This is a genomic window from Streptomyces sp. AM8-1-1 (assembly GCF_032229325.1).
GTDB lineage: Bacteria > Actinomycetota > Actinomycetes > Streptomycetales > Streptomycetaceae > Streptomyces > Streptomyces achmelvichensis.
Window position 1 is genome coordinate 4197203 of the sequence record NZ_CP135086.1, and the last position, 26136, is coordinate 4223338.

The window sequence follows — 26136 nt, forward strand, 5'->3', positions numbered from 1 at the left end:
GCCAGCGCGGGACCGAGGCACCGGAGACCGCACAACGGTGACCGAGCAGTGGCGACCGACGAGCGGCGACCCCGGCCGGCCCCGCGTCAGCCCAGGTCCGGCGCGTGCATCGCCCGGACGCCCTCGATGTTGCCGTCCAGATAGTGCCGCAGCGACAACGGCACGAGATGGACGGCCGCGATGCCCACGCGGCTGAAGGGCACCCGTACGATCTCGTACTCCCCGCAGGGATCGTCCACCTCGGGGCCGTGCCGCCGCGAGGGGTCCATGGACCCCAGCCGGCAGACGAAGAAGTGCTGCACCTTCACACCGGTGACTCCGCCGTCCGCGATGTGTTCGACGGTGTCGACGAAGCAGGGCACCACGTCGGTGATCTTGGCGCCGAGTTCCTCGTCCACCTCGCGGTGGAGCGCGTCCACGACGGTGGCGTCCTCGGGTTCGACCCCGCCGCCCGGCGTCAGCCAGTACGGATCCACGCCTGGCTTGGTGCGCTTGATCAGGACGAGGTTCTCGCCGTCGAGCAGGATGGCGCGTGCGGTGCGCTTGACCACTGGCCGTTCGGTCATGGCTAGAAAATGGCCCGTGGCGCCCGTTCTGAAACTCCTGGTCCCCGGGTTGTCACCAGTCGACCGCAGCGCGCAGCAGCCAGTCGTGCGCCCGCGCGATGTGCGGAAGGGCGAGCGTGCCGGTACGGACGGCGAGGAAGTACGTGCGCAGCGGGGGCACCGGGGGGTCGAGCAGCGCCACGAGGCGACCGCTCCGGAGGTCCTCCTCGCACAGGTAGCGCGGCAGAACGGCGAGCCCCGCGCCCGACGCGGCGGTCTCGAGGACCGCCCGGAGATCCGGTGCGATGATGGCGGCCGCGGCGGCAGGCCGGGAGTCGAAGACGGACGACCAGTAGCGCGAGACCAGCGGCAGCGACTCGTGGACCTCGACCACGGGAAGCTGTTCCAGCAGCACATGGCCGCCGTGCAGCTCTTCGGGCCCCAGCCGGGCCGCCCAGCGCGGCGACGCGACCAGGACGTGCTCCTCGTCGCAGAGCGGGGTCGAGGTCAGCAGTCCGCCGCGCGGCCGCGCCGTGGTGATCGCCAGATCATGGTGTCCGGCGGCCAGCCCCTCCAGCGTCTCCTCCGCGTTCCCGAAGGAGGCCCGCAGCGTCATGCCCTGGGATATCAGCGGGGTGAGGGCGGGCAGGGCCCGGAGCGAGGTGAACTCGGGGAGGCCCGCGAGATGCAGCGTCCGGACGCCCGATTCGTTGTCCAGACCGGTCTCCGTGATCTCCACGAGGGCGTCGAGATGCGGAGCGGCCCGGTGGGCGAGCTCGTCGCCGATGGTGGTGGGGGTGACGCCGCGGGCCTGGCGCAGGAACAGCGGGCGCCCCAGCTGGCGTTCCAGGGTGCGTATCTGCCCGGTCACCGCGGGCTGCGAGAGGCCCAGCAGGGCGGCCGCCCGGGTGAAGGAGCCGGCCCGGTGCACCGTGACGAATGTGCGCAGCAGGGCCAGATCCATGCCGAGCCCTCCCGACCGTCGACGCCCCGGACCGGACAACTATAAATAAGTCGATAGGTCGCTGTCGCTACTGTGATTGGACACTGACGCAGAGTCAACTAGCCTTGTTGGCGCGGTTCTTCGAGAAATGAACCGGGGCGGTCCGAGCCATGAGGGGGGAGGCTCGGACCGCCATTTTCCTGTATGTGCCGCTCAGCGGCTGACGTACCCGGGCGTACGCCCGGCTTCCGTGCGCACCTCGCTGCGCGCCCCCGGGACGGCCCGCGCGGAGGCGCCGTGCGCCCCCGGCCCATCGAACCGCCCGCCTTGCGCCCCCCTCGGGGCGGGGCTCCGTCGGCTCGGCGTGGCTCTAGTGCGCTGCCTCGTCCAGCGCGCGCAGTACATCCGCCACGAGGTCGTCCTCGTCCTCGGCGCCTGCCGAGAGCCGGATGAAACCTTCCGGCACCGCGTCCCCGCCCCAGCGCCCGCGCCGCTCCGCGGACGAGCGCACTCCGCCGAAGCTCGTCGCGTCGTCGACCAGCCGCAGCGCGTCCAGGAAGCGTTCCGCGTGCTCGCGATCGGGCAGCACGAAGGAGACCACGCTGCCGAAACGCCGCATCTGCTGCGAGGCGATCTTGTGCGAGGGGTCCGTCGGCAGCCCCGGATACCGCAGCCCTGTCACGTCCTCCCGCCCGCCGAGCGCCTCCGCGAGCGCCATCGCGTTCGCGCACTGCCGCTCGGACCGCAGCTGGAGCGTGGCCAGCGAACGGTGTGCGAGCCAGGCCTCCATGGGGCCGGGGATCGCGCCGACGACCTTGCGCCAGCGCCGCACCCCCGCGGCGCGCTCGGGGTCGCGGCACGTGACATGTCCCAGGAGGATGTCGCCGTGTCCGGTCATCCCCTTGGTGTCGCTGGCCACCGAGAAGTCGGCGCCCAGGTCCAGCGGCCGCTGCCCCAGCGGTGTCGCGAGCGTGTTGTCGACGGCGACGAGGGCGCCGGCGTCGTGCGCCGCTCGTACCAGCCGCCGGATGTCGCAGACGTCGAGCCCCGGGTTGGACGGGCTCTCGATCCACAGCAGCCGCGCGCCCGCGAGGACGGCGAGCTGCGCGTCGCCGCCGGTCGGCGCGGTCCGCACCTCGATGCCGTACACCTCCAGCTGCTCGCGCACCAGCGGGAGCGCCTGGTAGCCGTCGTCCGGCAGCACGACCGCGTCGCCGGCCTTCAGCTGGGAGAAGAGCACGGCGGAGATCGCGGCCATGCCCGAGGCGAAGGTCACGGTCTCGACCGCCTCGCCCGGTGCCTCCAGCTCGCCGATCGCCCGTTCCAGGTGGGTCCAGGTGGGGTTGTTGTCGCGGCCGTAGGTGTAGGGCCCGGTCGGCTCGCCCGGCAGATGGAAGTGGGCCGCGAAGACCGGGCCCGGCAGGGTCGGCTCGTACTTCACCGGGTCGGGCAGACCCGCCCGTACCGCCCGCGTGCCTTCTCCCGTGCCACCGCTCATGCCGACCACTCCTCGCCTTGCGTGTGTACCGCGCCGGACCGCCCTCGCCCGTCGCCACCACCATCTTCGGACACGTGCCCGGCCTGCCGTCGGCGCGTCCGCAGGTCGGACCCGTCGGACCCGCCGGGCCGGTCGTCCTCGGATCGGTCGTACTCGGATCGGTCGTTCTCGGGTCAGTCCTTGTCGGGCAGGGCGACGTTCAGGGCCCACGACACGACCGAGATGATCAGACCGCCCAGGACGGCCGTCCAGAAGCCCTCGACGTGGAAGTTCAGGTCGACCACATCGGCGAGCCATGAGGTGAGCAGCAGCATCAAGGCATTCACGATCAGCGTGATCAGGCCGAGCGTGAGGATGAACAACGGCAGTGTCAGCAGCTTCACCACCGGCTTGACCACAAAGTTCACCAGGCCGAACAGCAGGGCGACCAGGATCAGGGTCAGTATCTTCCTGCCGGTACTGTCCCCGGTGAGGGTGATGTCCCCGACCAGCCAGATGGCCACGGCCAGGGCCCCCGCATTGGCGATCGTCTTGACTACGAAATTCATCATGTGTCTGATCGTGGCAGACGTGATCGGGACGACGGCAGGGGCGGACGCACGATGAAGGCATTCCGACTGGACGAGCTGGAGGCGGAGCGTGCCGCGAACGACGGCGCATATCTGCAGTTCCTTCGCGAGCGGAACATGTCGGCCGGTCTCTACGCGCTCGACGCGGGTTCGCTGGACCCGCAGCTGCCCCACAACCAGGACGAGATCTACCTCGTCGTCAGCGGACGCGCCGCCATCACGGTGGGTATGGAGACGACCCAGGTCGGCCGCGGCAGTGTCGTCTACGTCCCCGCCGGAGTGGCCCACAAGTTCCACCACATCACCGAGGACCTGCGGGTCATGGTGATCTTCTCTCCGCCCGAGAGCTGACCCCGGACCCCGTGACTCCTAAGGGTCCGGTCAGGGGAGTTCAAGGGATCGCGGGCCCCCGCACACCCCATACGTCCGCCTAGCATCGAGGGCAGGAACTCCGAGAAGCGAGGTAGAGGCGATGGCTGTGCGGGAAGTGTTCGCGGGGATGCCGTGGTGGGTGAAGTGGGTCGCGGTGCCCGTCATCGCTCTGTTCGTCTTCGGTGGCCTGATCACCAGCGTGATCGGCTTTGTGATCGGGTTGCTCTTCAAGCTCCTGGTCTTCGTCGCGCTCGTCGCCGGACTCATCTTTGTCGTACGGAAGTTCATGACATCGTCGAGTTCTCGGAGCGACTGGTAGCCACTGCGGGTCAGGGCGTTAACCCGGGAGGGGGAACGCTCGCCGAACCCCGGGTATCACGGGCGGGCGGCCATTACTGTGGCAGCCCATCCAGCCCGGGGGTGACCTTTGGCCACGGCGACGAACGCCACGACCCCTACGCTCATCGGTTCGGTGCAGCGGGCGTTGAGGCTGCTGGAAGCCGCCGCGTCCCATCGCGAGGGGGCGCCCGCCAAGGTGCTTGCGCGAGAGGCCGCGATTCCCCTGCCGACCGCGTACCACCTGCTGCGGACGCTGACGCACGAGGACTATCTCCGGCGCGAGAAAGGGGTGTTCGTCCTCGGCGGCGCGGTCGGCCGGCTCGCTCTCGGCGAGTCTGTGCAGAATCGTCGCAGCAGGCTCGAGGACGCACTCCGGCACTGGCGGGACGCGATCGGCGTACCGGTCTACTTCGCGCTCTACCGCGAGGGCGAGATCGAACTCGTCGCCATCTCCGACACCCCCTACGCACCCGCCGTCGCGGAGTGGGCGGACTTCCGTGAGACGGGCCATGCGCACGCGATCGGGCAGTGTCTGCTGAGCCAGCTGGACGAGAACGGCCGCCGTGACCATCTGGACCGGCATCCGGTCCAGCCGGTGACCCCCTACTCCGTGTCCGACAGCCGCACGCTGCTGGATCGGCTCGCCACCACGGGCAGGATGCAACCGGTCGTGGAACGCCAGGAATACGCGCTCGGCACGGTCTGCGCGGCCATCCCGGTCGCCACCGGTTCCGGGGCGGCCACGATGGCTATTTCGCTGCCCCTGCACCAGGAAGAGCGACTGCTTCCGGCTATTGAGCAATTGCGCAAGGGAATTGGCGGTCTGCTCGGCGCGCTCGCGTTCTCTATCAGTATCTGAAAAATCACTCCTTGTGGACCTCTGGCGCTTACACCACGATTGTGGCAAGAAGGCCAAGGGGATCGTTCTGGCCGTTTTCAGCAGGCCTCATTCACTGCGGAGTACATGATGCGCGAGTCGGTCCAGGCCGAGGTCCTGATGAGCTTCCTCGTCTCGGAGGAGCTCTCGTTCCGGATCCCGGTGGGGCTCCGCTACGAGACGGACGATCCGTATGCCGTGCGGATGACCTTCCATCTGCCGGGCGACGCACCCGTGACCTGGGCCTTCGGACGCGAGCTGCTGTTGGACGGGATCAGCGGGCCGAGCGGGGACGGCGATGTGCACATCGCGCCCACCGGCGCGGCGGGCCTCGGTGACCTTGCCATCCGGCTCCAAGTGGGCAGCGACCGTGCCCTGTTCCACGTCGGGGCGGCGCCTGTGGTGGCCTTCCTGGACCGCACGGACAAGCTCGTACCGCTGGGGCAGGAGCACCGGTACGGCGACTTCAGGGAATGCCTGGAGAGGGCGCTCGACGGCATCCTCGCCGAGGAGAACGCCGGCTGAGCGCCCCGTCTCACTTCTTGCGACGGCGGCCCTTGCCGCCCCGCCCCGGCGCCGCGCTGTGGGCCGGGGTGTCGCTCTCTCCTGCGGGCAGCCCCGGCCGGTCCGCCGAGACCACCAGCGCCGCCAGAATGGTCGTCACCGGTACCGACGCGACCAGACCGATCGATCCGATGAGGGTCCGTACGATCTCCTCCGCCACCAGCTCACTGTTGGCGACGGTACCGACGCTGCTCTGCGCGATCGAGAACAGCAGGAGCAGCGGCAGCGCGGCACCCGCGTAGGCCAGGACAAGGGTGTTGACGACGGATGCGATGTGATCGCGCCCGATACGGATGCCCGCCCGGTACAGCCCCTTGGCGCCCATGTCCGGGTCGGCCTGGTGCAGTTCCCATACGGCGGACGTCTGGGTCACCGTCACATCGTCGAGGACGCCGAGCGAGCCGATGATGACGCCGGCCAGCAGCAGACCGCTCATGTCGATGTTCGGGTACAGGCCGTGGATCAGGCCGGTGTTGTCGTCGGTGTTGCCGCTCAGGCTCGCCCAGCCGATGAACAGCGAACCGAGAAGCCCGATGAGCAGCAGGGAGATCAGCGTGCCCAGGACCGCGACCGAGGTGCGCGCTGTCAGTCCGTGGCACATGTAGAGCGCGATCAGCATGATGGCGCTCGCTCCGACCACGGCGACGATCAGGGGATTGGAGCCCTGGAGGATCGCGGGAAGGATGAACACGGTCAGGACCGCGAACGAGACGACGAGCGCCAGCAGCGCCATCACCCCGCGCATGCGGCCCACCAGCACCACCACCAGGGCGAAGATCCCGGCCAGCACCGCCATCGGGAATCCGCGGTCCACGTCCGTCACCGAGTACTGGAGGTCGCGCGGGGCGTCGGGGGCATACGCCACCACCACGCCCTGGCCCTTCTTCAACTGCCGTGGAGCGTCCGGCTGGACGATCTCGACGAAGGTGCGGCCCTTGTTCTTGCCGGAGGTGACCTCGACCGTCGCCTTCCCGCAGTCGCCCTGCTGGGAAGCGGCCGCCTCGCGCCCCTCGGGGGTGGTGGGGTCCGCGGTCGGTGGCACCTGTCCGGCGTTCACGTCCTTGCAGTCGACCTTCTCGACCGAGACCACCTTGCCCGACTCGGTCTGACGGTCGAAGCCCACTCCGGTGCGCTCGTGGCCGGGTGCGCCACCCGGCCAGAGCACGAGAAGCCCCACGACCACAGCGGTGGCGAAGGGGATCAGCACGGCCGCGATGACCTTGCGGAGGTGCCGGGAGACAGGTGCGGCGGGGCCATGGGAGTGCGAGTGGCCGTGCGGCTCGGGCGTCTGATGCGGGTCGGGCGGCGATGAGGTCACCGACAGATCATCGCAAGAACGGTTGGGGGCCTCTGTTCAGCGCGCCAGACATGACGCTAGCGTGGAGGCACCTTTGCACACGCGGGAGCTCGGAGCACCGGGCTGAGAGGGCGCTGACCTTCGTCCCAGTGGTGTTTCACGTGAAACACCGTCGGACGGAAGCCGCTGCGTCGACCGCCGAACCTGTTACCGGGTAATGCCGGCGTAGGGAGTAGGTCTCATGACCGTTCAGGATGCACGCACGCCTGCCGCCGACCAGGCGGAGCGCACGCCGGGCTGGCACAAGGGATACGTCGAGGGCTCGCGCCCCGACCTCCGGGTGCCCGTCCGCCAGGTGCACCTCACCAATGGCACGGACGTCACGCTGTACGACACGTCCGGGCCGTACACCGACCCCACCGTCGAGACCGATGTCCGCCGCGGCCTGGCGCCGCTGCGGGAGAACTGGATCATCGGCCGCGGCGACACCGAGGAGTACGCGGGCCGTCCCGTCCGGCCCGAGGACGACGGGATCAAGCACACCTCGCCGCGCGGCGGGCTGCGGAATCTCGACGCGGTGTTCCCCGGCCGCCCGCGCCAGCCCCGCCGGGGCCGGGACGGGAAGGCGGTGACGCAACTCGCGTACGCGCGCCGGGGCGAGATCACCCCGGAGATGGAGTACGTCGCCATCCGCGAGAACGTGCCGGCCGAGGTCGTGCGCGAGGAGATCGCGGCCGGCCGTGCGGTTCTGCCGGCCAACGTCAACCACCCCGAGATCGAGCCGATGATCATCGGCAAGCGGTTCCTGGTGAAGGTCAACGCCAACATCGGCAACTCCGCGGTCACTTCCTCCATCGAGGAAGAGGTCGAGAAGATGACCTGGGCCACCAAGTGGGGCGCGGACACGGTCATGGACCTCTCGACCGGCCGCAACATCCACACCACCCGCGAATGGGTGCTGCGCAATTCCCCCGTGCCGATCGGCACCGTGCCGCTCTACCAGGCTCTCGAGAAGGTGGACGGCAGGGCCGAGGAGCTCAGCTGGGAGATCTACAAGGACACGGTCATCGAGCAGGCCGAGCAGGGCGTGGACTACATGACGGTCCACGCGGGCGTGCTGCTGCGGTACGTCCCGCTCACCGCCCGCCGCAAGACGGGCATCGTCTCGCGCGGCGGCTCGATCATGGCCGCCTGGTGCCTGGCGCACCACAAGGAGTCGTTCCTCTACGAGAACTTCGAGGAACTGTGCGAGATCCTCGCCGCGTACGACGTGACGTACTCCCTCGGTGACGGGCTGCGGCCCGGCTCGATCGCGGACGCCAACGACGAGGCGCAGTTCGCGGAGCTGCGCACCCTCGGTGAGCTCAACACGATCGCCAAGCGTTTCAACGTGCAGACGATGATCGAAGGACCCGGTCACGTCCCGATGCACAAGATCAAGGAGAACATCGACCTCCAGCAGGAGATCTGCGAGGAGGCGCCGTTCTACACGCTCGGCCCGCTCACGACGGACGTCGCTCCCGCGTACGACCACATCACCTCCGGTATCGGAGCGGCGATGATCGCGTGGTGGGGTACGGCGATGCTCTGCTACGTCACGCCCAAGGAGCACCTGGGCCTGCCGAACCGCGACGATGTGAAGACCGGCGTCATCACCTACAAGATCGCCGCTCATGCCGCGGACCTGGCCAAGGGCCACCCGGGCGCGCAGGAGTGGGACGACGCACTGTCGGACGCCCGCTTCGAGTTCCGGTGGGAAGACCAGTTCAATCTGGCTCTCGACCCGGACACGGCGCGGGAGTTCCACGACGAGACGCTCCCCGCCGAGCCGGCGAAGGCCGCACACTTCTGCTCCATGTGCGGGCCCAAGTTCTGCAGCATGAAGATCTCGCAGGACATCCGGCGCCGGCACGGCGACTCGCAGCAGGAGATCGAGGAGGGGATGGCGGAGAAGTCCAAGGAGTTCGCCGCCGCCGGCAACCGGGTGTACCTGCCGATCGCCGAGTGAGCCCCGCGGCTCTCTGACCCGCGGTCCTCCCGTATCCGCGAGGTCGTACGTCCGAGGTGTCCGAGGCGCGCTCCCGCTTTCGCGGGGCGCGCCTCGGGGATCACTCCGGCTGGTGCTCGGGTCCGCCGAAATCCGGGCTGGTGAAGTCCGGACTGGTGAACGTGGGCCGCTGGCCCGCCGTCGAGCCCTCGGCGGGGCTCGAGTAGTCCGGACCGCTGTAGCCGACCTTGGGGATACGGCTCACCGGTCGCGGTGGCTTGCTCGACGTCGGGTCGGCGCTGGGGTCCGCCAGCGCCGCCCGCAGGAAGGGCAGCAGGCCCCGTTCGAGCAGGGCGTGCCGCCAGGCGTCCTTGGCACGTGCCACCTCGTCGGGCAGTTCACCCGTCACCTCTTCCGCGGGCACCTGCGTCGCGCCGTTGCGCAGCGCGGTGAGCAGCAGGGCCACCGCGGCCACCAGGATCGCGGCCGCCGTGAGAGCCCCGAAGAACCAGCCCGCCGAGACCAGGGTCTGCGCGAACGCGGCTGTCGGGCTGAGCGCTTTCAGGATGTAGCCGACGAGCAGGAATATCAGCGCGGCCGTACCGGCGAGCACCGGAGCGAGCACGGCGATGACGGCCGCGAAGCCCGCACCGCTCTCGGCTGCGGCCTCGCCGGTGACCGGCGCCAGCACGGAATGACGTACGGACGCGGCGGCCTTGGGGGCGCGCATCTCCTCGCGGATCTTTGTGTAGTGCTCGTACTCGGCCGCGGCGGCGGTGGTGATCAGCGCCGTCGCGTTGAGTGCCATCGTGCGCAGCTGTTCGGTGTTCAGTCGCTGCCCCACGGCAGCGAGGTCCGGACGGTCATGGGCGTTGCGCAGCGCGTCGTCGAGGATGCGCTCGTACTCGGCGCGGTCCTCGGTCAGCAGGTGCGGAGCGCTGTTCATGTGCATCCCCCGATGCTCCGTAGGGCCGGATTGACCGGGCGAACCGGGCAGTTGGGCGGAAACGGAGGAGAGCCTGCTACGGATAAGCCGATGGTAGAGCGGTTACGGCACGGGGTGACAGGGGGTTTCAGTAAATCGCCTGTCGTGCTCTGCTCAGTTGGGCAGCGGAAGTTGCACGACAAGCAGCTTTCCGGCCATGGTCACGCCGCCGTCCATGGCGATCGCGAGCCCGTCGGCGTACACATGCGGCCCTTCGACGACCGGACGGGCGCCGTCCTCGCCGTCCTCGGTGCCCACTTCGCCGAGCAGATACGGAATGGGGCTGTGGCCGTGCACGACGCGCGTGCCCCCGTATGTGCCTAGCAGTTGGCGGACGGCCTCGGGGCCGCCGTCGTCGCGGAAGGCGAAGCGCTTGGTGAACTTGCGGAACACGTCCCAGCACTCGTCGGCGTCATTACGGGTGATGATCGCGTGGACGGTGTCGTTGACGTCCTCGATCGTGGAGCCGTAGTCGAGGTACGCCGTCGTGTCGGAGTGCAGGAGAAGGTGCCCGTCCTCCTCCACGACCGCGTCGAGGCGGGCCATCCACTGGAGATGGACGTCCTGCAGCCGGTCCATGTCGGACTTCTGGCCGCCGTTGAGCAGCCAGGCGGCCTGGAAGGTGGCGGTGCCCGCACCGGAGTTGACGGGGGTGTCGCCGAACCGCTTGGCGCCGAGGAGCAGCAGTTCGTGGTTGCCCATCAGGGCCTTGCAGTAGCCGCCGGCGGCCGCGGCCTCCGCGGACAGCCGCATGACGAGGTCGATGACGCCGATGCCGTCGGGCCCGCGGTCGGTGAAGTCGCCGAGGAACCACAGACGGGCGTTGCCCGCGGACCAGTTGCCCTCGGTGTCGATGAGGCCCTGCGCGGTGAGGGCGGCGACGAGTTCGTCGAGATAGCCGTGGACGTCGCCGACGACGTAGAGCGGACCGAGGCCGTCTTCGGCCGCGGCGGCTTCCTCCGGATCGACGTGCACCTGCACGGTGTCGCCCGGACCGCCTGCCCTGATCACCGGGAGGTCGCGCGCGGTGGGGGTGTACCCGTCCGGCATCTCGTCCTCGGGCACCGCGTTGCCGGGGTGCGAGGACGGCGCGGCGGGCTGCGGGGGCGGCTGTTCCTCGCGGCTCATGGGCGCCTGCCCCTGGGCCGGCACATAGGCGTGCTGAGCGTGTGTCCCCGAAGGCGCCTCGGCGGGCATCTCCGGAGGCTGCCCCTGCCCATGGGGCGACTGTGACTGCACGGGCACCTGTGCGTAAGGCGGGACACGGAAATCACGCAATGTCTCCGTACGCACCACGGGTCCCTGACCGGCCCCCTGAGTCATCGACCCCTCCACCACCGTCGCGCCGCCGTTCACCTCTCGGCCCAGCCTGGTCGGGGTGGTCCGCGGTGTCGTGCGCCCATCATAGGAATGAGGTCCGCGCTCTGTGACGCACCAGGGGTGGTGAATCCGTCCGCACCCCTGGCACGCCGGTCGTTTCGTCCCCATTCGGAAGGTCTAGTCCGGTGAGGGGGAACGCGGTGCGCTCACCGTCGTCCGCGGATTACGTCGCTGCGAGGACGTCCGGACGATCAGTTCGGTCGGTATCACCTGCTCGACCGGCCGGTCCTCGTCGATTCCCTCGATGGCGTCGATGAGGAGCTGGACGACCGCCGTGCCGATCCTGCGCGGCTTCAGCGAGAGGGTGGTGATGGGCGGCTCGGTCGTGGCGTACACCGTCGACTCGCTGCAGCAGACCAGCAGGAGATCCTCGGGGACGCGCAGTCCGTACCGCCGGGCGGCGGCGAGCAGATCGGTGCCGTTGGGGTCGAAGAGGCCGTAGACGGCGTCCGGCCGGTCCGGCCGCGCGAGCAGCCGGTCGGCTGCGACGGCGCCGGCACACGGGTCGTGCGCGGGGTAGGACTCGTAGACCGGGTCCTGGCCGACCCGCTCGCACCAGTTGAGATACGCGGTCGTGGACAGGCGCGTGTAGGTGTCCGTGGTGGTGCCGGTGAGCAGCCCGATACGGCGGGCGCCGGCGTCGGCGAGATGGTCGAGCAGATCGAGTACGGCGGCTTCATGGTCGTTGTCGACCCAGGCGGTGACCGGCAGGGTGCCTGCCGGGCGGCCGTCGGAGACCACGGGCAGGCCCTGGCGGACGAGCTCGGTGACCACCGGGTCGTGGTCGGAGGGGTCGATGACCACCGTGCCGTCCAGGGCGACGTTCGACCACACGTCGTGGCGGGACGTCGCCGGAAGGATCACGAGGGCATAGCCGCGGGCGAGTGCCGCGGAGGTCGCGGCTCTGGCCATCTCGGCGAAGTACGCGAATTCCGTGAAGGTGAAAGGTTCATCCCCGTACGTCGTGACGGTCAGGCCGATGAGGCCCGATTTACCGGTGCGGAGCGTGCGCGCCGCCGCGGAGGGGCGGTAGCCCAGCCGGTCTGCGACCTCGCGGACGTGCCGGCGCGTGGCGTCCGGGAGCCGGCCCTTGCCGTTGAGCGCGTCGGAGACAGTCGTGATGGAGACACCGGCTGCGGCGGCAACGTCTCGAATGCCTGCACGACCTTGCCGGCTGCCCCGTCGGGATGTGTCCGTCCGGCTCACCTGGTGCTTCCCTGCTGCTGTCATGGCGAGCCGATAGTAGGGCTCGGGCGGGCGGTTGAGCCGGTCGCATATGCCTGAGTTGACAGGCACGTTTCTGCAAGATCATAAGCCACCAACTCCCTTGGAAACCAAGGTAGTTGACGGGTCGGGCAACAGCGTCTCGGGCGTCCGGCGGCATCGGCCTGCCGAATGGCTCATGTTTCGAAGAGGTCTCAACTCACCACTACGGGTGATGCGCGCTACGGAGTGAGCCACAGGCGCACGCCAGGAAAGTGCGCGCTCCCCCCTTTTCCGGGCGGCCATTCGCACCGGCCGGGAATCCTCATAAGGTGAGGAGTATTGGTTCCGATGTGACGGACTCCTCGAGGAGGACCTGCGGTGAGCGAGACGAGCCCCAAGCTGCGCGCCGAGCTGGACGGCATCCCCACGTACAAGCCGGGCAGGCCCGCGGCGGCCGGCGGCCCCGTCGCGTACAAGCTGTCGTCCAACGAGAACCCGTATCCGCCCCTTCCGGGGGTGATGGAGCGCGTGACGGGCGCGGCACACAGCTTCAACCGATACCCGGACATGGCCTGCACCGGCCTGATGAACGAGCTCTCGGACCGTTTCGGGGTGCCCCTGTCGCATCTGGCTACCGGCACCGGTTCGGTGGGTGTCGCCCAGTCCCTGCTGCAGTCCACCTCCGGCCCGGGCGATGAGGTCATCTACGCCTGGCGGTCCTTCGAGGCGTACCCGATCATCACCCGGATCAGCGGGGCGACGCCGGTGGAGGTGCCGCTGACCAGCGGCGAGGTGCACGACCTGGACGCGATGGCCGGCGCGGTCACCGACCGGACCCGGCTGATCTTCGTCTGCAACCCCAACAACCCGACCGGCACGGTGGTCCGCCGGGCCGAGCTGGAACGGTTCCTCGACCGGGTGCCGTCGGACGTCCTGGTGGTGCTGGACGAGGCGTACCGCGAGTTCATCCGCGACCCCGAGGTGCACGACGGCATCGACATCTACCGCGAGCGCCCCAACGTGGCGGTGCTGCGGACCTTCTCCAAGGCCTACGGGCTGGCCGGGCTGCGGGTCGGCTTCGCGGTCGCCCAGGAGCCGGTGGCCGCGGCGCTGCGCAAGACGGCGGTGCCCTTCGGTGTGACGCAGCTGGCGCAGGACGCGGCCGTCGCCTCGCTGCAGGCCGAGGACGAGCTGCTCGGCCGGGTCGGTTCCCTCGTGAGCGAGCGACTGCGGGTGTACGAGAGCCTGGTCAAGCAGGGCTGGACCGTCCCCGAGACCCAGGCGAACTTCGTCTGGCTGAGGCTCGGCGAGCGGACGGTCGACTTCGCGGCGGCGTGCGAGCAGGCCGGTGTCGTGGTGCGGCCCTTCCCGGGCGAGGGCGTGCGGGTCACGATCGGGGAGTCCGAGGCCAACGACATCTTCCTGCACACCGCGGACGCGTTCCGCGCGCAGATGTAGCGCCTGCACGCCCTCTGCTCGGCGCCGTTTCGGAGCGGCAGAACCCCCATGAGCCCGGTGCTCATGGGGGTTCTTTCCGAAAGGGGTACCCCCCGGTCGACAGTGCGAGCGGTACATGCGCCATAATGCTTGTGAATGTGAACGCGTTCACAAGCTAGTCCCGTTCCTCCCATGATCGGCGGGATTAACAGGACAAACGGCCGCTCGACCCTGCCGATGCTGTAAGGAGATGACGTCGTGGAGCTTGCTCTGGCGCCGGAAACGCTGGCGCGCTGGCAGTTCGGCATCACCACCGTCTACCACTTCCTCTTCGTCCCCCTCACGATCTCGCTGGCCGCGCTCACCGCGGGCCTGGAGACCGCCTGGGTCCGGACGCAGAAGGAGAAGTACCTCAGGGCCACCAAGTTCTGGGGCAAGCTGTTCCTGATCAACATCGCCATGGGTGTCGTGACGGGCATCGTCCAGGAGTTCCAGTTCGGTATGAACTGGTCCGACTACTCGCGCTTCGTCGGCGATGTCTTCGGTGCGCCCCTCGCCTTCGAGGCGCTGATCGCGTTCTTCTTCGAGTCCACCTTCATCGGTCTGTGGATCTTCGGCTGGGACAAGCTGCCGAAGAAGATCCACCTGGCCTGCATCTGGATGGTCTCGATCGGCACGATCCTCTCCGCCTACTTCATCCTGGCCGCCAACTCCTGGATGCAGCACCCGGTCGGCTACCGGATCAACAAGGAGCGGGGACGGGCCGAACTCACCGACTTCTGGCTGGTGCTGACCCAGAACACCGCGCTCACCCAGTTCTTCCACACCATCACGGCGGCCTTCCTCGTCGGCGGCGCGTTCATGGCCGGCATCGCGGCCTTCCACCTGGCACGCAAGAAGCACATCCCGGTGATGCGGACCTCGCTGCGGCTCGGCCTGATCACGATCATGATCTCCGGGATGCTCACCGCGGTCAGCGGCGATCTGCTCGGCAAGGTCATGTACAAGCAGCAGCCGATGAAGATGGCCGCCGCCGAGGCCCTGTGGGAGGGCGAGGCGCCCGCGCCCTTCTCGGTCTTCGCCTACGGCGACGTGGAGAAGGGGCACAACAAGGTCGCCATCGAGATTCCGGGACTGCTGTCCTTCCTGGCCAACGACGACTTCACCTCGTACGTCCCGGGCATCAACGACGTCAACAAGGCCGAGCAGGAGAGGTTCGGGCCGGGGGACTACCGGCCCAACATCCCGGTCGCCTACTGGGGCTTCCGCTGGATGATCGGCTTCGGCATGGCGTCCCTGGCCATCGGGACGATCGGCCTCTGGCTCACCCGGAAGAAGTTCCTGCTGTCGCCGGGGCTGCGAACCGGTGAGGACGAGGTGCCCCATCTGGTGCTCTTCAAGAACAAGGCGCTGAACCCGCGGTTCACCAACTGGTACTGGGTCGTCGCGCTGTGGACCATGGCCTTCCCGCTGATCGCCAGCTCCTGGGGCTGGATCTTCACGGAGATGGGCCGGCAGCCGTGGGTCGTCTACGGGGTGCTGCGCACACGGGACGCGGTCTCCCCCGGCGTATCGCAGGGCGAGGTGCTCACCTCGATGATCGCGTTCACGACGCTCTACGCGATCCTCGCGGTGATCGAGGTCAGGCTCCTGGTGAAGTACGTGAAGGCAGGACCGCCCGACCTCACCGAGGCCGACCTCAACCCGCCCACCAAGATCGGCGGCGACGACCAGGACGCCGACCGGCCGATGGCCTTCTCGTACTGAGCCCTGAGGAGCTGCTGAGGCATGGAACTTCACGACGTCTGGTTCGTACTCATCGCCGTCCTGTGGACCGGCTACTTCTTCCTCGAGGGCTTCGACTTCGGAGTCGGCGTCCTGACCAAGCTGCTGGCCAGGAACCGGGCCGAGCGGCGCGTGCTCATCAACACCATCGGGCCGGTCTGGGACGGCAACGAGGTGTGGCTGCTGTCCGCGGGCGGAGCCACCTTCGCCGCCTTCCCCGAGTGGTACGCCACCCTCTTCTCCGGCTTCTATCTGCCGCTGCTGCTGATCCTGGTCTGCCTGATCGTGCGCGGGGTCGCCTTCGAGTACCGGCACAAGCGGGACGAGGCGCTCTGGCAGAGCAACTGGGAGCACGCGATCTTCTGGACCTCGCTGCTGCCTGCCCTGCTCTGGGGTGTGGCCTTCGGCAACATCGTGCGCGGGGTGAAGATCGACGGCGACAAGGAGTACGTCGGCACCCTGTTCGACCTGCTCAACCCGTACGCGATCCTCGGCGGGCTGGTGACGCTGACGCTGTTCACCTTCCACGGCGCGGTCTTCACCGCACTGAAGACCGTGGGGGACATCCGGGTCCGGGCCCGGTCGCTGGCTCTCAAGCTCGGCCTGGTCACGGCCGCTCTGGCGCTCGGTTTTCTCGGCTGGACCCAGGTCTCGCGCGGCGATGGCACCAGCCTGGTCGCGATGATCGTCGCGGTGGTGGCGCTGGTTGCCGCCGTCGTGGCGATCGCCCGGGGACGCGAGGGATGGTCGTTCGCGTGGTCGGGTGTGACCATCGTGGCCGCGGTCGCGATGCTCTTCCTGACGCTGTTCCCGAACGTCATGCCCTCTTCGCTCCAGGAGGACTGGAGCCTGACGGTCACCAACGCCTCGTCGAGCCCGTACACCTTGAAGATCATGACCTGGTGCGCCGGCATCGCCACACCGCTGGTGCTGCTCTACCAGGGCTGGACGTACTGGGTGTTCCGCAAGCGCATCGGTACGCACCACATCGCCGATGCTCACTAGTGGGGGATGTTTCACGTGAAACCGATCGACCCGCGTCTGCTCCGCTACGCCCGAGCCACTCGTCGCTTTCTGATCGCGGTGGTCCTCCTCGGCCTGGTCGGGGCGGCGCTGGTCGTCGCCCAGGCGATGCTCATCGCCGAGGTGGTGGTGGGTGCCTTCCAGGACGGCATGGCGCCCTCTGGCCTCATGACTCCGCTGGCGCTGCTCGCGGCGGTCGCCGCAGGCCGGGGCCTGGTCTCCTGGCTGACCGAACTCGCCGCACACCGGGCGAGCGCGGCCGTGAAGTCGGAGCTGAGGGGCCGGCTGCTGGCACGGGCCACTGAACTCGGTCCCGGCTGGCTGAGCGGTCAGCGGACCGGGTCGCTCGTCGCCCTCGCCACCCGCGGAGTCGACGCGCTGGACGACTACTTCTCCCGCTATCTGCCCCAGCTCGGCCTCGCCGTCGTGGTTCCGGTGGCCGTGCTCGCGCGGATCGTGACCGAGGACTGGGTCTCGGCGGCCGTCATCGTGGGGACGCTCCCCCTGATCCCGCTGTTCATGGTGCTCATCGGCTGGGCGACCCAGACGCGGATGGACCGTCAGTGGCGGCTGCTGTCGCGGCTGTCGGGCCACTTCCTCGATGTCGTGGCCGGTCTGCCGACCCTGAAGGTCTTCGGGCGGGCGAAGGCGCAGGCCGAGTCGATCCGGTCCATCACCGCCGAGTACCGGCGGGCCACGCTGCGGACCCTGCGGATCGCCTTCATCTCCTCCTTCGCGCTGGAACTGCTCTCCACCCTCTCGGTGGCTCTGGTGGCCGTCGGGATCGGCATGCGCCTGGTGCACGGGGACCTGGACCTGTACACCGGCCTGGTCATCCTGATCCTGGCGCCCGAGGCGTATCTGCCGATCCGGCAGGTGGGAGCGCAGTACCACGCGGCGGCCGAAGGGCTGTCCGCCGCGGACGAAATCTTCCGGGTCCTGGAGACCGAGCCACGACCGGCCGGTCACGCGGAGGTGCCCGGCACCCTGCGGATCGAGTTCGACAAGGTGACCGTCCGTCATGCCGGGCGCAGCGAGGCGTCCCTGGACTCGGCATCGCTCGTCGTGGAGAGCGGCGAGACGGTCGCGCTGGTGGGGCCGAGCGGCATCGGGAAGTCGACGTTGCTCGACGTCCTGCTGGGCTTCGTCGAACCGGCTCAGGGCCGGGTGCGCATCGGCGGGGTGGACCTGGGGGACATCGACCCTGACTCCTGGCGCGAGAAGATCGCCTGGGTGCCGCAGCGTCCCCATCTCTTCGCGGGAACGATCGCAGAGAACGTACGCCTGGCCAGGCCGGACGCCGATGACGCCGCGGTGACGGCCGCGCTGCGGGACGCCGGGGCGTACGACTTCGTCAGCGCGCTCCCCGAGGGCGCGGCGACCGTGCTCGGGGAGGACGGCGCAGGACTCTCGGCCGGTCAGCGGCAGCGACTCGCGCTGGCCCGGGCGTTTCTCGCGGACCGGCCGTTGCTGCTGCTCGACGAACCGACGGCGGCCCTGGACGGGGAGACCGAGGAAGCGATCGTCGAAGCGGTACGACGGCTGGCCGAGGGACGCACCGTCGTCCTGGTCGTCCACCGGCCGGCTCTTCTGTCGGTGGCCGACCGCGTGGTCACGCTCACGCGCCGAACCCCGGACGGGGTCAGGTCCGAACAGCCTGCCCTCCGCGTGCATGCGGCCGCGGCAGGGGAATCGGGCGCCGATCCCTGCCGGCTCGCCGACTCCATGAACGGCGAGTCCGCAGCAGGTGGTGCCCCGCTCGCCCGGGTGCGCACGGCGGCGGGAAATCTGCGCGGCCGGTTCTGGCTGGCGCTGCTCCTCGGCGCTCTCGCGCTGGGATCCGCCGTCGGGCTCATGGCCGTCTCCGGCTGGCTCATCTCGCGAGCCTCGGAACAGCCGCCGGTCCTGTATCTGATGGTGGCCGTCACGGCGACCCGCGCCTTCGGCATCGGCCGGGCCGTCTTCCGGTACGCCGAGCGGCTCGTCTCCCACGACGCCGTGCTGCGGATGCTCGCCGAACTGCGCGTCGCCGTCTACCGGCGCCTGGAGCGCCTCGCACCGGCGGGTCTGCGGCAGAGCCGGCGTGGTGACCTCCTGTCCCGCCTCGTCTCCGACGTCGATGCCCTGCAGGACTACTGGCTCCGCTGGCTGTTGCCGGCCGGTGTGGCCCTCGTCGTCGGCGCGGGTTCGGTCGGCTTCACCGCCTGGCTGCTCCCCGAGGCGGGAGCGGTGCTCGCCGTCGGACTGCTCGTGGCCGGCGTCCTCGTGCCCCTGATCAGTGGCCGGGTCGCACGGCGGGCGGAGCGGCAACTCGCCCCCGCCCGCGGCGAACTGTCCACCCGCGTCGCCGACCTGCTGCGCGGAACCGCAGAACTGACCGTCGCCGGGGCCCTGAAGGGCCGGGCCGACGGGACGCGTGCGGCCGACCGGCGGCTGACCCTGATCGCCTCACGGGGAGCCGCGGCCACCGCGCTCGGCGCCGGGCTCTCCGCGCTGGCCTGCGGACTGACCGTGGTGTGTGCCGCGTTCGCCGGGGTGCAGGCGGTACGGGAGGGACGCCTCGACGGGGTGTCGCTCGCCGTGGTGGTCCTCACTCCGCTCGCCGCCTTCGAGGCCGTGACCGGGCTCCCGCTCGCCGTGCAGTACCGGCAGCGGGTCAGGCGCAGCGCCGAGCGCGTGTACGAGGTGCTGGACGCGCCGGTCCCCGTACACGAACCGGAACACCCGGCGCAGGCCCCCGCGACGGCCTTTCCGCTCGACGTGCGCGGGCTGCGGGCCCGGCACGCCGGCCAGGACCGGGACGCGATCACCGGCATCGATCTCACGATCACCGCGGGGACGAGGGTCGCCGTCGTCGGAACGTCGGGGTCGGGCAAGACCACCCTCGCGCAGGTCCTGCTCCGATTCCTCGACGCCGAGGCGGGGACCTACACGATCGGCGGTGTGGACGCGGCGGCACTGGACGGCGACACCGTCCGGCAGTTCGTCGGTTTGTGCGCGCAGGACGCCCACCTCTTCGACAGCTCCGTACGGGAGAACCTCAGGCTGGCACGCACCGCCGCGACGGAGGATGACCTGCGGAACGCACTGGCCGAGGCCCGACTGCTGGAGTGGGTGGACGCCCTGCCCGACGGAATGGACACCCTCGTCGGCGAACACGGCGCCCAGCTCTCCGGCGGCCAGCGCCAGCGCCTGGCCCTGGCCCGCGCGCTGCTCGCCGACTTCCCGGTCCTCGTACTGGACGAGCCGGCCGAGCATCTCGACCTGGTGACCGCCGACGCGCTGACGGCAGACCTCCTGGCGGCCACCGAGGACCGCACGCTGCGAGGAGCGGCCACGGTGCTGATCACGCATCGGCTCCAGGGGCTCGACGCCGTGGACGAGGTCGTGGTCCTGGAGGACGGCCGGGTGGTGCAGCGCGGCCCGTACGCCGAGATCGCGGCGGTGGACGGTCCGCTGCGCCGGATGGTGGAGCGGGAGCGGGCGGCGGATCTGCTCGGTACCCGGGTGGCGGCGGCAGGCGTCTGATCCCGGCAGACGGCAACTTTCCCTCACAAACGCGGCTAACTACGCTCAAGGTCATGACCGAGCCCGAGCCGCAGGAATCGAGGGACCCCGCCGAAGCCGCGGCACAGGCGACCCGCGGCCTCCAGGGCCTGTCCACCGAGCTCACGGCCCGGGTCCCGCAGCTGCTGGAAGCCATGCGGTCCGTCGGCACCGGACTCGAACTGCACTCCACGCTCGACCGGATCTGCAAGACCGCCGCCGAACTCGCCGACGCCCGCTACGCCGCCATCGGCGTCGTCGACGAGGAGGGCGAAGGCCTCTCCGACTTCGTGACCTACGGCGCCGACGAGGAGGTGGCCCAGCGGATCGGGCATCCGCCGGGCGGCCGGCACGGGCTCCTCGGTGCACTGATCCACGGGCCCGCCCCCGTACGGCTCACCGATCTCACGTCCGATCCGCGCTTCACCGGACTCCCGCCGGGACATCCGCCGATGCGTTCCTTCCTCGGCGTTCCCATCCGCGTCCAGGGCGAGATCTTCGGCAACCTCTATCTGACGGAGAAGAGGAACGGAGCCGACTTCGACGACGAGGACCTCCACATGGTGCGCGTGCTCGCCACCGAGGCCGGCATCGCCATCGGAAACGCTCGCCTCTACGAAGCGGCACGCCAGCGGGAGCGCTGGATCGACGGTTCGGTCGCCGTGACCACCGCCCTGCTCTCCGGCGGTGACGCCGACGACGCGCTGGCCGTCGTCGCCGAGCAGGCCCGAAAGCTCGCCGAGGCCGCCGCCGGGATCGTGCTGCTGCCGGCCGGCGAAGGCGGACTGGAGATCGTCGCCGTGGCCTCCGACCACCCCGCGACATCCCTCGGCATCGTCCTACCGCCGGAGAGCCCGGTCGTGGCCCAACTGCTGGCCGGTGAGGCGGTCTTCGTCACGGACGCGGCCACCGATCCGCGCCTGCTCACCCGGATGACGGGGCGCTTCGGCCCCAGCATGCTGCTGCCGCTGCGCAGCGGGGGACGGGTGCTCGGGGCGCTCGCCACTCCCCGGGCGCGCGGCGCCCGGCCGTTCAGCGAGGCGGAACGGACGCTCGCCGCACAGTTCGCCTCACAGGCCGCGCTGGCGCTGATGATGGCGGAGGCCCAGCGGGACCGGGAGCGGCTCGCGGTGTACGAGGACCGCGACCGGATCGCCCGCGACCTGCACGATCTGGTGATCCAGCGGCTGTTCGCCACCGGGATGATGCTGGAGAGCGCCCAGCGCCGGTCGGTCGTGCCCGCGGTGCAGGAGGGCGTGGGCAAGGCGGTCGACGAACTGGACGTGACCATCCAGGAGATCCGCACCGCCATCTTCGCGTTGCAACAGGGCCCTGCCGAGGTGCCGTCCGGGCTGCGCACCCGGGTCCTGCGGGAGATCAACATGGCGGCCGTCCCTCTCGGCTTCAGGCCCGGCCACCGCTTCCGCGGCCCCGTGGACTCGGTCGTCGGCGAGCTCACCGCGAAGAACCTGATCGCGGCGCTGCGCGAGGCGCTGTCGAACGCCTTCCGGCACGCGGAGGCTACCCGTATCGATGTCGTCGTCGATGCGACCGTGGCACTCGACGACGGCTCCGACGGTGTCCGGCTGACCGTCGCCGACGACGGGGTGGGCATGTCTGCGGGTGGACGGCGCAGCGGGCTGCGCAATCTTGCCCGCCGTGCCGAGGCCCTCGGCGGAACGAGCCGCAGCGGCCCGGGGATCGGTGAGGACGGCCGCGGGACGACGGTCTTCTGGGAGGCACCGCTGTAGCCGGGCTTCGCCTCCTTGCCACGGCCGCACGGTCGAGGCGACAAGCCCCGCGTGGCTGTGGCCGTCCCGCGCAACGGGCCGGATCCTGGGCCAGGTGGCCGTACGACACCTCGGCGGTACCACAAATCGCGCGCCCGCCGGGTGACGATCCGGACATGTGCCTGAGACCCCGTGACCGGCTGCTGCTCGTCCCGGTGGTGCTGTGTGCCCTTCTCACGACGACTCCGTCCCCGGCCGCGGGCACACCGGTGGATCCGATGCCGCTGCCCACCGTGCCGGTTCCCGCGATCCCCGCTCCCCTGTTGCCGGGTCCCCTGCTCCCGGGTCCTCCGGCCCCGGCTCTCGTGGCGCCCGCCGACCCGGAGCCGCCCGCGCCGCCCGCCGCCGCACCGGAACCGGCCGCGCCACCCGTCGACGGCCCGGACATCAGCATCAGCGCGGAAGTGGCCCGGCTGTACGCGGAGGCGGCGCGCGCCACCGCGGGGTACGAGAAGGGCAGACGCGCCGCCGAGGCGCAGCGCCTCGCGGCCGGCAGGCTTCAGGACCAGCTCGATCAGCAGCGGGGCGAGATGAGCCTCCTGCGCGACGACTTGGGTGGGGTCGCCCGCGCGCAGTACCGGAACGGCGGATCGCTCACGTTCACCGCGCGGCTGCTTCTGTCGAAGACCCCCGACGAGCTGCTGCGAGGACGGCGTATCGCACGTCAGGCGGAGGAGGCCGTGGGCCGGCTGCTCGACCGGGCCCGTCTCGCGGAGCAGCGGCTGAGCGCGGCCGAGCGGCGGGCCCGGGCCGCCTGGCACGACCTCGACGTCCGCAGGGCGGGGCTGGCCGCGGCCAAGCAGCGCATCGCGACCAAACTGGAGGCAGCGCAGTGGACGCTGCAGGGCGAGGCGGACCGGAGCGTGGCCGCCGGCACCTGCGCGGGCGCCGTACCCGTCGACGAGGACACGCCACCGGCGGCGGCGTGGGTCCCGCCGGTGGAGGACTACGCGCTGTCCGCCAGCTTCGGGAGCGGCGGGTCGCACTGGGTGAGCGGGCACACGGGCCAGGACTTCGCGGTGGGCATCGGGGCGCCTGTGCGCGCGGTGGGGGCGGGCCGGGTGCTGTCGGTCTCCTGCGGAGGCGCCTTCGGCATCGAGATCATCGTCCAGCACCCGGGCGGCTACTACACGCAGTACGCCCACCTGGCGTCCCTGGCCGTCGACCAGGGACAGCAGGTGCGCACCGGGCAGTGGATCGGTCAGGCGGGCACCACGGGCAACTCGACGGGGCCGCACCTGCACTTCGAGGTGCGGCTCACGCCTCATCTGGGGTCGGGGGTCGATCCCGTGCCGTGGCTGGCGGAGCGGGGCGTCGGGCTATGACGCCCCTCCGCCGCCTCACGCGGAAGGGGTTCGACACGGGTTCGACACCCCGGACGCCTCGCCGCGAACGTGCTCAGACGCCCTCGGGCGGGAGGTTCTGCAGGATGCGCTCGATGACGACCGCCACCCCGTCCTCGTTGTTGGCCACGGTCCGCCCCGAAGCGGCGGCGATCACGTCCGGATGGGCGTTGCCCATCGCGTACGAGGTCCCCGCCCAGGTGAGCATCTCCACGTCGTTCGGCATGTCACCGAAGGCCACGACCTGGTCGGAGGAGATCCCGCGCTTGGCACAGCACAGCGCGAGGGTGCTGGCCTTGCTCACGCCCAGGCCGCTGATCTCCAGGAGCGCGGACGGGCTGGAACGGGTGAAGGACGCACGGTCGCCCGCGGCCGTACGCGCCAGGGTGAGGAACCCGTCGGGCGTCAGATCGGGGTGGTGGGCGAGCAGCTTGATCACCGGGGCGGCGGAGCCGGGCTCCTCCTCGTGGAGCAGCTTCTCGGCGGTCGCGACGGTCGCGCCGGGGTCGAGGAAGAACGGCGGGTACTGAGGCTCGTAGTGGATGCCGACGGTCGTCTCGACCGCGAAGGAGGTCCCGGGGGCGGCGTCCCGCAGGGTGCGTACGACGTCGAGGGCGATGTCCCGCTCCAGGGGCCGGACCTCCAGTACCTTCCCGCCCGCGTGCAGATCGACGACGGCGGCGCCGTTGGCGCATATGGCCAGGCCGTGACCGTGGACATGGTCACTGACCACGTCCATCCAGCGGGCCGGGCGGCCGGTGACGAAGAAGACCTCTACCCCGGCCTCCTCGGCGGCCGCGAGGGCGGCGATGGTGCGTTCCGAGACGGACTTGTCGTCGCGCAGCAGCGTGCCGTCCAGGTCGGTGGCGATCAGCCGGGGGACGACGGGCGGGAAGGAATCGGTAGCTGAGGTCACCGATCCATTCTCCCGTACGCCCGCGCACGTGCGTGCGACAGGGCGCACATCTGAGTGCAGCTGGGCGTGACCGGGGGGATTCTCCGAGAAGAGCCGCGGGATTCCCCCGGCGGGGCGGGGTGATTCCGGGCGGGCGGAGGACTTCCCCGGGGCGGGACGGAGCAGTTCCCGGGTCCGGGCGGAGGAGTCCTCGGGGCCACGTACGCTCGAAGGCATGCGTTTGAGCACCGTGATCCTTCCTGTCCGTCCCTGGCACGACGGCGGCCGTGACGAGTGGCTGCGAGCCGAGCAGCTCGGCTTCCACACCGCCTACACCTACGACCACCTGTCGTGGCGCACCTTCCGCGACGGCCCCTGGTACGGCGCGGTCCCGACGCTGACCGCCGCTGCCGCCGCCACCGACCGGCTGCGCCTCGGCACCCTGGTCACCTCGCCGAACTTCCGGCACCCCGTGACCCTCGCCAAGGAGCTGATCTCCCTCGACGACATCTCCGGCGGGCGGGTCACGCTGGGTATCGGCGCGGGCGGCATGGGCTTCGACGCGACGGCGCTCGGGCAGGAGGCCTGGACCCCGCGGGAGAGGGCGGATCGCTTCGCCGAGTTCGTACCGCTGCTGGACCGGCTGCTGACCGAGGACTCCGTCACCTACGACGGGACCTTCTACTCGGCGGTCGAGGCACGCAACATCCCTGGTTGCGTACAGCGGCCGCGGCTGCCGTTCGCGGTGGCGGCGACCGGGCCGCGCGGGCTGAAGCTCGCGGCGCAGCACGGCCAGGCGTGGGTGACCACGGGCGACCCGAAGATCTTCGAGACGGGCACTCCGGCGCAGTCCCGCGAGGCGATCCGCGGGCAGATCGACAAGCTCGGCAAGGCGTGCGCGGAAGCGGGCCGGGACGTGGCGGACCTGGACAAGATCCTGCTCACCGGCTTCACACCGGACCGCGGGACGCCGCTGACCTCGCTCGACGCCTTCGTGGACTTCGCGGGCAAGCACTTCGAGCTGGGCTTCACGGAGATCGCGATCCACGCGCCGATCCCCGACTCGGACTTCGCCGCCGACCAGGCGGTCTTCGAGCAGATCGCGACCGAGGGGCTCGCGCAGCTGCGGCGCTGACGTGCACTGAGTCGCCGGACCCACGCACCCCGGACGCAGCGCACGGACCTACGCGCCGGGGAACCGCAGGAACTCGGTCGGGACGGCCTCCGCCAGCCACACGCCGTTCGCGCTGACGCGGAAGACATGGCCCGCGCGGTGCATCGCCCCGGAGTCCACGGACAGGATGACGGGGCGGCCGCGGCGCGCGCCGACCCGCGTCGCCGTCTCGCGGTCCGGCGACAGGTGCACATGGTGGCGGCGCATGGGACGCAGGCCCTCGGCGCGGATCGCGTCCAGATGCGCGGCGACCGTGCCGTGGTAGAGGTACGCGGGAGGTTCGGCCGGGGGCAGGTCCAGGTCGACCTCGACCGTGTGGCCCTGGTTGGCGCGGATACGTGTGCCGTCGATGGTGAAGCGCCGTTTGTCGTTGACGGCGACGACATGGTCCAGTTCGGCGCGGGTGAAGGGGAAGTGGTGCGCGGCCGCGGCGCGCATCAGCTCGTCCACCGGCACCCAGCCGTTCTCGTCGAGGGTGATGCCGATCCGCTCCGGCTGATGGCGCAGATGCTTCGAGAGGTACTTCGACACCTTCACGGTGCGCCGCTCGTCGGGCTCGGCGCCGCCCCGGTCGGGCTCGG

The 26136-nt window shown here is 70.2% G+C and carries 21 protein-coding genes, 1 pseudogene and 1 riboswitch; of the genes and pseudogenes, 12 read left to right on the forward strand and 10 right to left on the reverse strand.

Going from position 1 to position 26136, the window contains the following annotated elements; translation table 11 throughout:
* Nucleotides 1-86 precede the first annotated feature (86 nt).
* From RPQ07_RS18915 to RPQ07_RS18930, 4 genes are all read right to left on the reverse strand, one after another.
* Entirely contained in the window at nucleotides 87-566 is a 480-nt protein-coding gene (locus RPQ07_RS18915; protein WP_313945347.1) for an NUDIX hydrolase, read from the reverse strand.
* A gap of 52 nt (nucleotides 567-618) precedes the next feature.
* Nucleotides 619-1509: a LysR family transcriptional regulator gene (locus RPQ07_RS18920; RefSeq protein WP_313945348.1), complete on the reverse strand. Its 891-nt coding sequence runs from the start codon at nucleotides 1507-1509 to the stop codon at nucleotides 619-621.
* A gap of 349 nt (nucleotides 1510-1858) precedes the next feature.
* Nucleotides 1859-2986, reverse strand: coding sequence for a cystathionine gamma-lyase (locus RPQ07_RS18925; protein WP_313945349.1), 1128 nt, complete (start codon nucleotides 2984-2986; stop codon nucleotides 1859-1861).
* A 173-nt stretch (nucleotides 2987-3159) separates the two neighbouring features.
* Nucleotides 3160-3537, reverse strand: a complete 378-nt coding sequence (locus tag RPQ07_RS18930; protein WP_313945350.1) for a phage holin family protein — start codon at nucleotides 3535-3537, stop codon at nucleotides 3160-3162.
* Nucleotides 3538-3588: 51 nt separating this feature from the next.
* On the opposite strand from RPQ07_RS18930, the gene RPQ07_RS18935 reads away from it, so the two are divergent.
* From RPQ07_RS18935 to RPQ07_RS18950, 4 genes are all read left to right on the forward strand, one after another.
* Nucleotides 3589-3906, forward strand: coding sequence for a cupin domain-containing protein (locus RPQ07_RS18935; protein WP_313945351.1), 318 nt, complete (start codon nucleotides 3589-3591; stop codon nucleotides 3904-3906).
* A gap of 127 nt (nucleotides 3907-4033) precedes the next feature.
* Complete coding sequence (locus tag RPQ07_RS18940; protein WP_313948945.1) at nucleotides 4034-4246, forward strand: DUF5326 family protein; 213 nt, start codon at nucleotides 4034-4036, stop codon at nucleotides 4244-4246.
* 108 nt (nucleotides 4247-4354) lie between these two features.
* Nucleotides 4355-5125 (forward strand): IclR family transcriptional regulator, encoded by a 771-nt coding sequence (locus RPQ07_RS18945; RefSeq protein WP_313945352.1) that lies wholly within the window; start codon nucleotides 4355-4357, stop codon nucleotides 5123-5125.
* A gap of 108 nt (nucleotides 5126-5233) precedes the next feature.
* Entirely contained in the window at nucleotides 5234-5668 is a 435-nt protein-coding gene (locus tag RPQ07_RS18950; RefSeq protein ID WP_313945353.1) for an SsgA family sporulation/cell division regulator, read from the forward strand.
* A gap of 10 nt (nucleotides 5669-5678) precedes the next feature.
* Here the strand turns inward: RPQ07_RS18950 and RPQ07_RS18955 are convergent, their stop codons facing one another.
* Nucleotides 5679-7025, reverse strand: coding sequence for a YibE/F family protein (locus RPQ07_RS18955; protein WP_313945354.1), 1347 nt, complete (start codon nucleotides 7023-7025; stop codon nucleotides 5679-5681).
* A gap of 71 nt (nucleotides 7026-7096) precedes the next feature.
* Nucleotides 7097-7253: riboswitch (TPP riboswitch) on the forward strand.
* On the opposite strand from RPQ07_RS18955, the gene thiC reads away from it, so the two are divergent.
* Entirely contained in the window at nucleotides 7246-9012 is a 1767-nt protein-coding gene (gene thiC / locus RPQ07_RS18960) for a phosphomethylpyrimidine synthase ThiC (RefSeq protein WP_313945355.1), read from the forward strand. (Overlaps the previous riboswitch by 8 nt.)
* A 100-nt stretch (nucleotides 9013-9112) precedes the next feature.
* On the opposite strand, the gene RPQ07_RS18965 is transcribed toward thiC, so the two are convergent.
* The 3 genes from RPQ07_RS18965 to RPQ07_RS18975 all read right to left on the reverse strand — a co-directional run bounded on the left by RPQ07_RS18965 (nucleotide 9113) and on the right by RPQ07_RS18975 (nucleotide 12586).
* Nucleotides 9113-9943 (reverse strand): hypothetical protein, encoded by an 831-nt coding sequence (locus RPQ07_RS18965; protein ID WP_313945356.1) that lies wholly within the window; start codon nucleotides 9941-9943, stop codon nucleotides 9113-9115.
* A 147-nt stretch (nucleotides 9944-10090) separates the two neighbouring features.
* A complete protein-coding gene (locus RPQ07_RS18970; RefSeq protein WP_313945357.1) occupies nucleotides 10091-11299 on the reverse strand; it encodes a metallophosphoesterase in 1209 nt (402 codons plus the stop codon).
* Between the two features lie 174 nt (nucleotides 11300-11473).
* Nucleotides 11474-12586 carry a LacI family DNA-binding transcriptional regulator gene (locus RPQ07_RS18975; protein WP_313945358.1) on the reverse strand — a complete coding sequence of 371 codons (1113 nt, stop codon included), beginning with the start codon at nucleotides 12584-12586 and terminating at the stop codon, nucleotides 11474-11476.
* A 354-nt stretch (nucleotides 12587-12940) separates the two neighbouring features.
* Between RPQ07_RS18975 and hisC the strand changes: the two genes are divergently transcribed.
* The 6 genes from hisC (at nucleotide 12941) to RPQ07_RS19005 (ending at nucleotide 23468) form a co-directional block, all read left to right on the forward strand.
* Nucleotides 12941-14020, forward strand: coding sequence for a histidinol-phosphate transaminase (gene hisC / locus RPQ07_RS18980; RefSeq protein WP_313945359.1), 1080 nt, complete (start codon nucleotides 12941-12943; stop codon nucleotides 14018-14020).
* Nucleotides 14021-14257: 237 nt separating this feature from the next.
* Nucleotides 14258-15766 carry a cytochrome ubiquinol oxidase subunit I gene (locus RPQ07_RS18985; protein WP_313945360.1) on the forward strand — a complete coding sequence of 503 codons (1509 nt, stop codon included), beginning with the start codon at nucleotides 14258-14260 and terminating at the stop codon, nucleotides 15764-15766.
* A gap of 21 nt (nucleotides 15767-15787) precedes the next feature.
* Entirely contained in the window at nucleotides 15788-16789 is a 1002-nt protein-coding gene (cydB, locus tag RPQ07_RS18990; protein WP_313945361.1) for a cytochrome d ubiquinol oxidase subunit II, read from the forward strand.
* Between the two features lie 15 nt (nucleotides 16790-16804).
* The gene (cydD, locus tag RPQ07_RS18995; RefSeq protein WP_313945362.1) at nucleotides 16805-20335 is read left to right on the forward strand and encodes a thiol reductant ABC exporter subunit CydD; all 3531 of its coding nucleotides are present in this window, start codon (nucleotides 16805-16807) and stop codon (nucleotides 20333-20335) included.
* A 53-nt stretch (nucleotides 20336-20388) separates the two neighbouring features.
* A complete protein-coding gene (locus RPQ07_RS19000; RefSeq protein WP_313945363.1) occupies nucleotides 20389-22104 on the forward strand; it encodes a GAF domain-containing protein in 1716 nt (571 codons plus the stop codon).
* 155 nt (nucleotides 22105-22259) lie between these two features.
* Nucleotides 22260-23468: a M23 family metallopeptidase gene (locus tag RPQ07_RS19005; RefSeq protein WP_313945364.1), complete on the forward strand. Its 1209-nt coding sequence runs from the start codon at nucleotides 22260-22262 to the stop codon at nucleotides 23466-23468.
* Nucleotides 23469-23541: 73 nt separating this feature from the next.
* On the opposite strand, the gene RPQ07_RS19010 is transcribed toward RPQ07_RS19005, so the two are convergent.
* Nucleotides 23542-24402: a Cof-type HAD-IIB family hydrolase gene (locus tag RPQ07_RS19010; RefSeq protein ID WP_313945365.1), complete on the reverse strand. Its 861-nt coding sequence runs from the start codon at nucleotides 24400-24402 to the stop codon at nucleotides 23542-23544.
* A gap of 214 nt (nucleotides 24403-24616) precedes the next feature.
* On the opposite strand from RPQ07_RS19010, the gene RPQ07_RS19015 reads away from it, so the two are divergent.
* Nucleotides 24617-25516 (forward strand): LLM class flavin-dependent oxidoreductase, encoded by a 900-nt coding sequence (locus RPQ07_RS19015; RefSeq protein ID WP_313945366.1) that lies wholly within the window; start codon nucleotides 24617-24619, stop codon nucleotides 25514-25516.
* Between the two features lie 48 nt (nucleotides 25517-25564).
* Here RPQ07_RS19015 and RPQ07_RS19020 read toward each other — a convergent pair.
* A pseudogene (locus RPQ07_RS19020) lies at nucleotides 25565-26107 on the reverse strand (RNA 2'-phosphotransferase); the annotation flags it as partial.
* Between the last annotated feature and the right edge of the window lie 29 nt (nucleotides 26108-26136).

What these genes read in the sequence shown, in the direction of transcription:
- RPQ07_RS18925 (WP_313945349.1), bottom strand. Translation starts at nt 2,986, where the DNA reads ATGAGCGGTGGCACGGGAGAAGGCACGCGGGCGGTACGGGCGGGTCTG.
- RPQ07_RS18920 (WP_313945348.1), bottom strand. Translation starts at nt 1,509, where the DNA reads ATGGATCTGGCCCTGCTGCGCACATTCGTCACGGTGCACCGGGCCGGC.
- RPQ07_RS18935 (WP_313945351.1), top strand. Translation starts at nt 3,589, where the DNA reads ATGAAGGCATTCCGACTGGACGAGCTGGAGGCGGAGCGTGCCGCGAAC.
- RPQ07_RS18950 (WP_313945353.1), top strand. Translation starts at nt 5,234, where the DNA reads ATGCGCGAGTCGGTCCAGGCCGAGGTCCTGATGAGCTTCCTCGTCTCG.
- cydB (WP_313945361.1), top strand. Translation starts at nt 15,788, where the DNA reads ATGGAACTTCACGACGTCTGGTTCGTACTCATCGCCGTCCTGTGGACC.
- thiC (WP_313945355.1), top strand. Translation starts at nt 7,246, where the DNA reads ATGACCGTTCAGGATGCACGCACGCCTGCCGCCGACCAGGCGGAGCGC.
- RPQ07_RS18930 (WP_313945350.1), bottom strand. Translation starts at nt 3,537, where the DNA reads ATGATGAATTTCGTAGTCAAGACGATCGCCAATGCGGGGGCCCTGGCC.
- RPQ07_RS18970 (WP_313945357.1), bottom strand. Translation starts at nt 11,299, where the DNA reads ATGACTCAGGGGGCCGGTCAGGGACCCGTGGTGCGTACGGAGACATTG.
- RPQ07_RS19000 (WP_313945363.1), top strand. Translation starts at nt 20,389, where the DNA reads ATGACCGAGCCCGAGCCGCAGGAATCGAGGGACCCCGCCGAAGCCGCG.
- RPQ07_RS19005 (WP_313945364.1), top strand. Translation starts at nt 22,260, where the DNA reads ATGTGCCTGAGACCCCGTGACCGGCTGCTGCTCGTCCCGGTGGTGCTG.
- RPQ07_RS18975 (WP_313945358.1), bottom strand. Translation starts at nt 12,586, where the DNA reads ATGACAGCAGCAGGGAAGCACCAGGTGAGCCGGACGGACACATCCCGA.
- RPQ07_RS19015 (WP_313945366.1), top strand. Translation starts at nt 24,617, where the DNA reads ATGCGTTTGAGCACCGTGATCCTTCCTGTCCGTCCCTGGCACGACGGC.
- RPQ07_RS18965 (WP_313945356.1), bottom strand. Translation starts at nt 9,943, where the DNA reads ATGCACATGAACAGCGCTCCGCACCTGCTGACCGAGGACCGCGCCGAG.
- RPQ07_RS18915 (WP_313945347.1), bottom strand. Translation starts at nt 566, where the DNA reads ATGACCGAACGGCCAGTGGTCAAGCGCACCGCACGCGCCATCCTGCTC.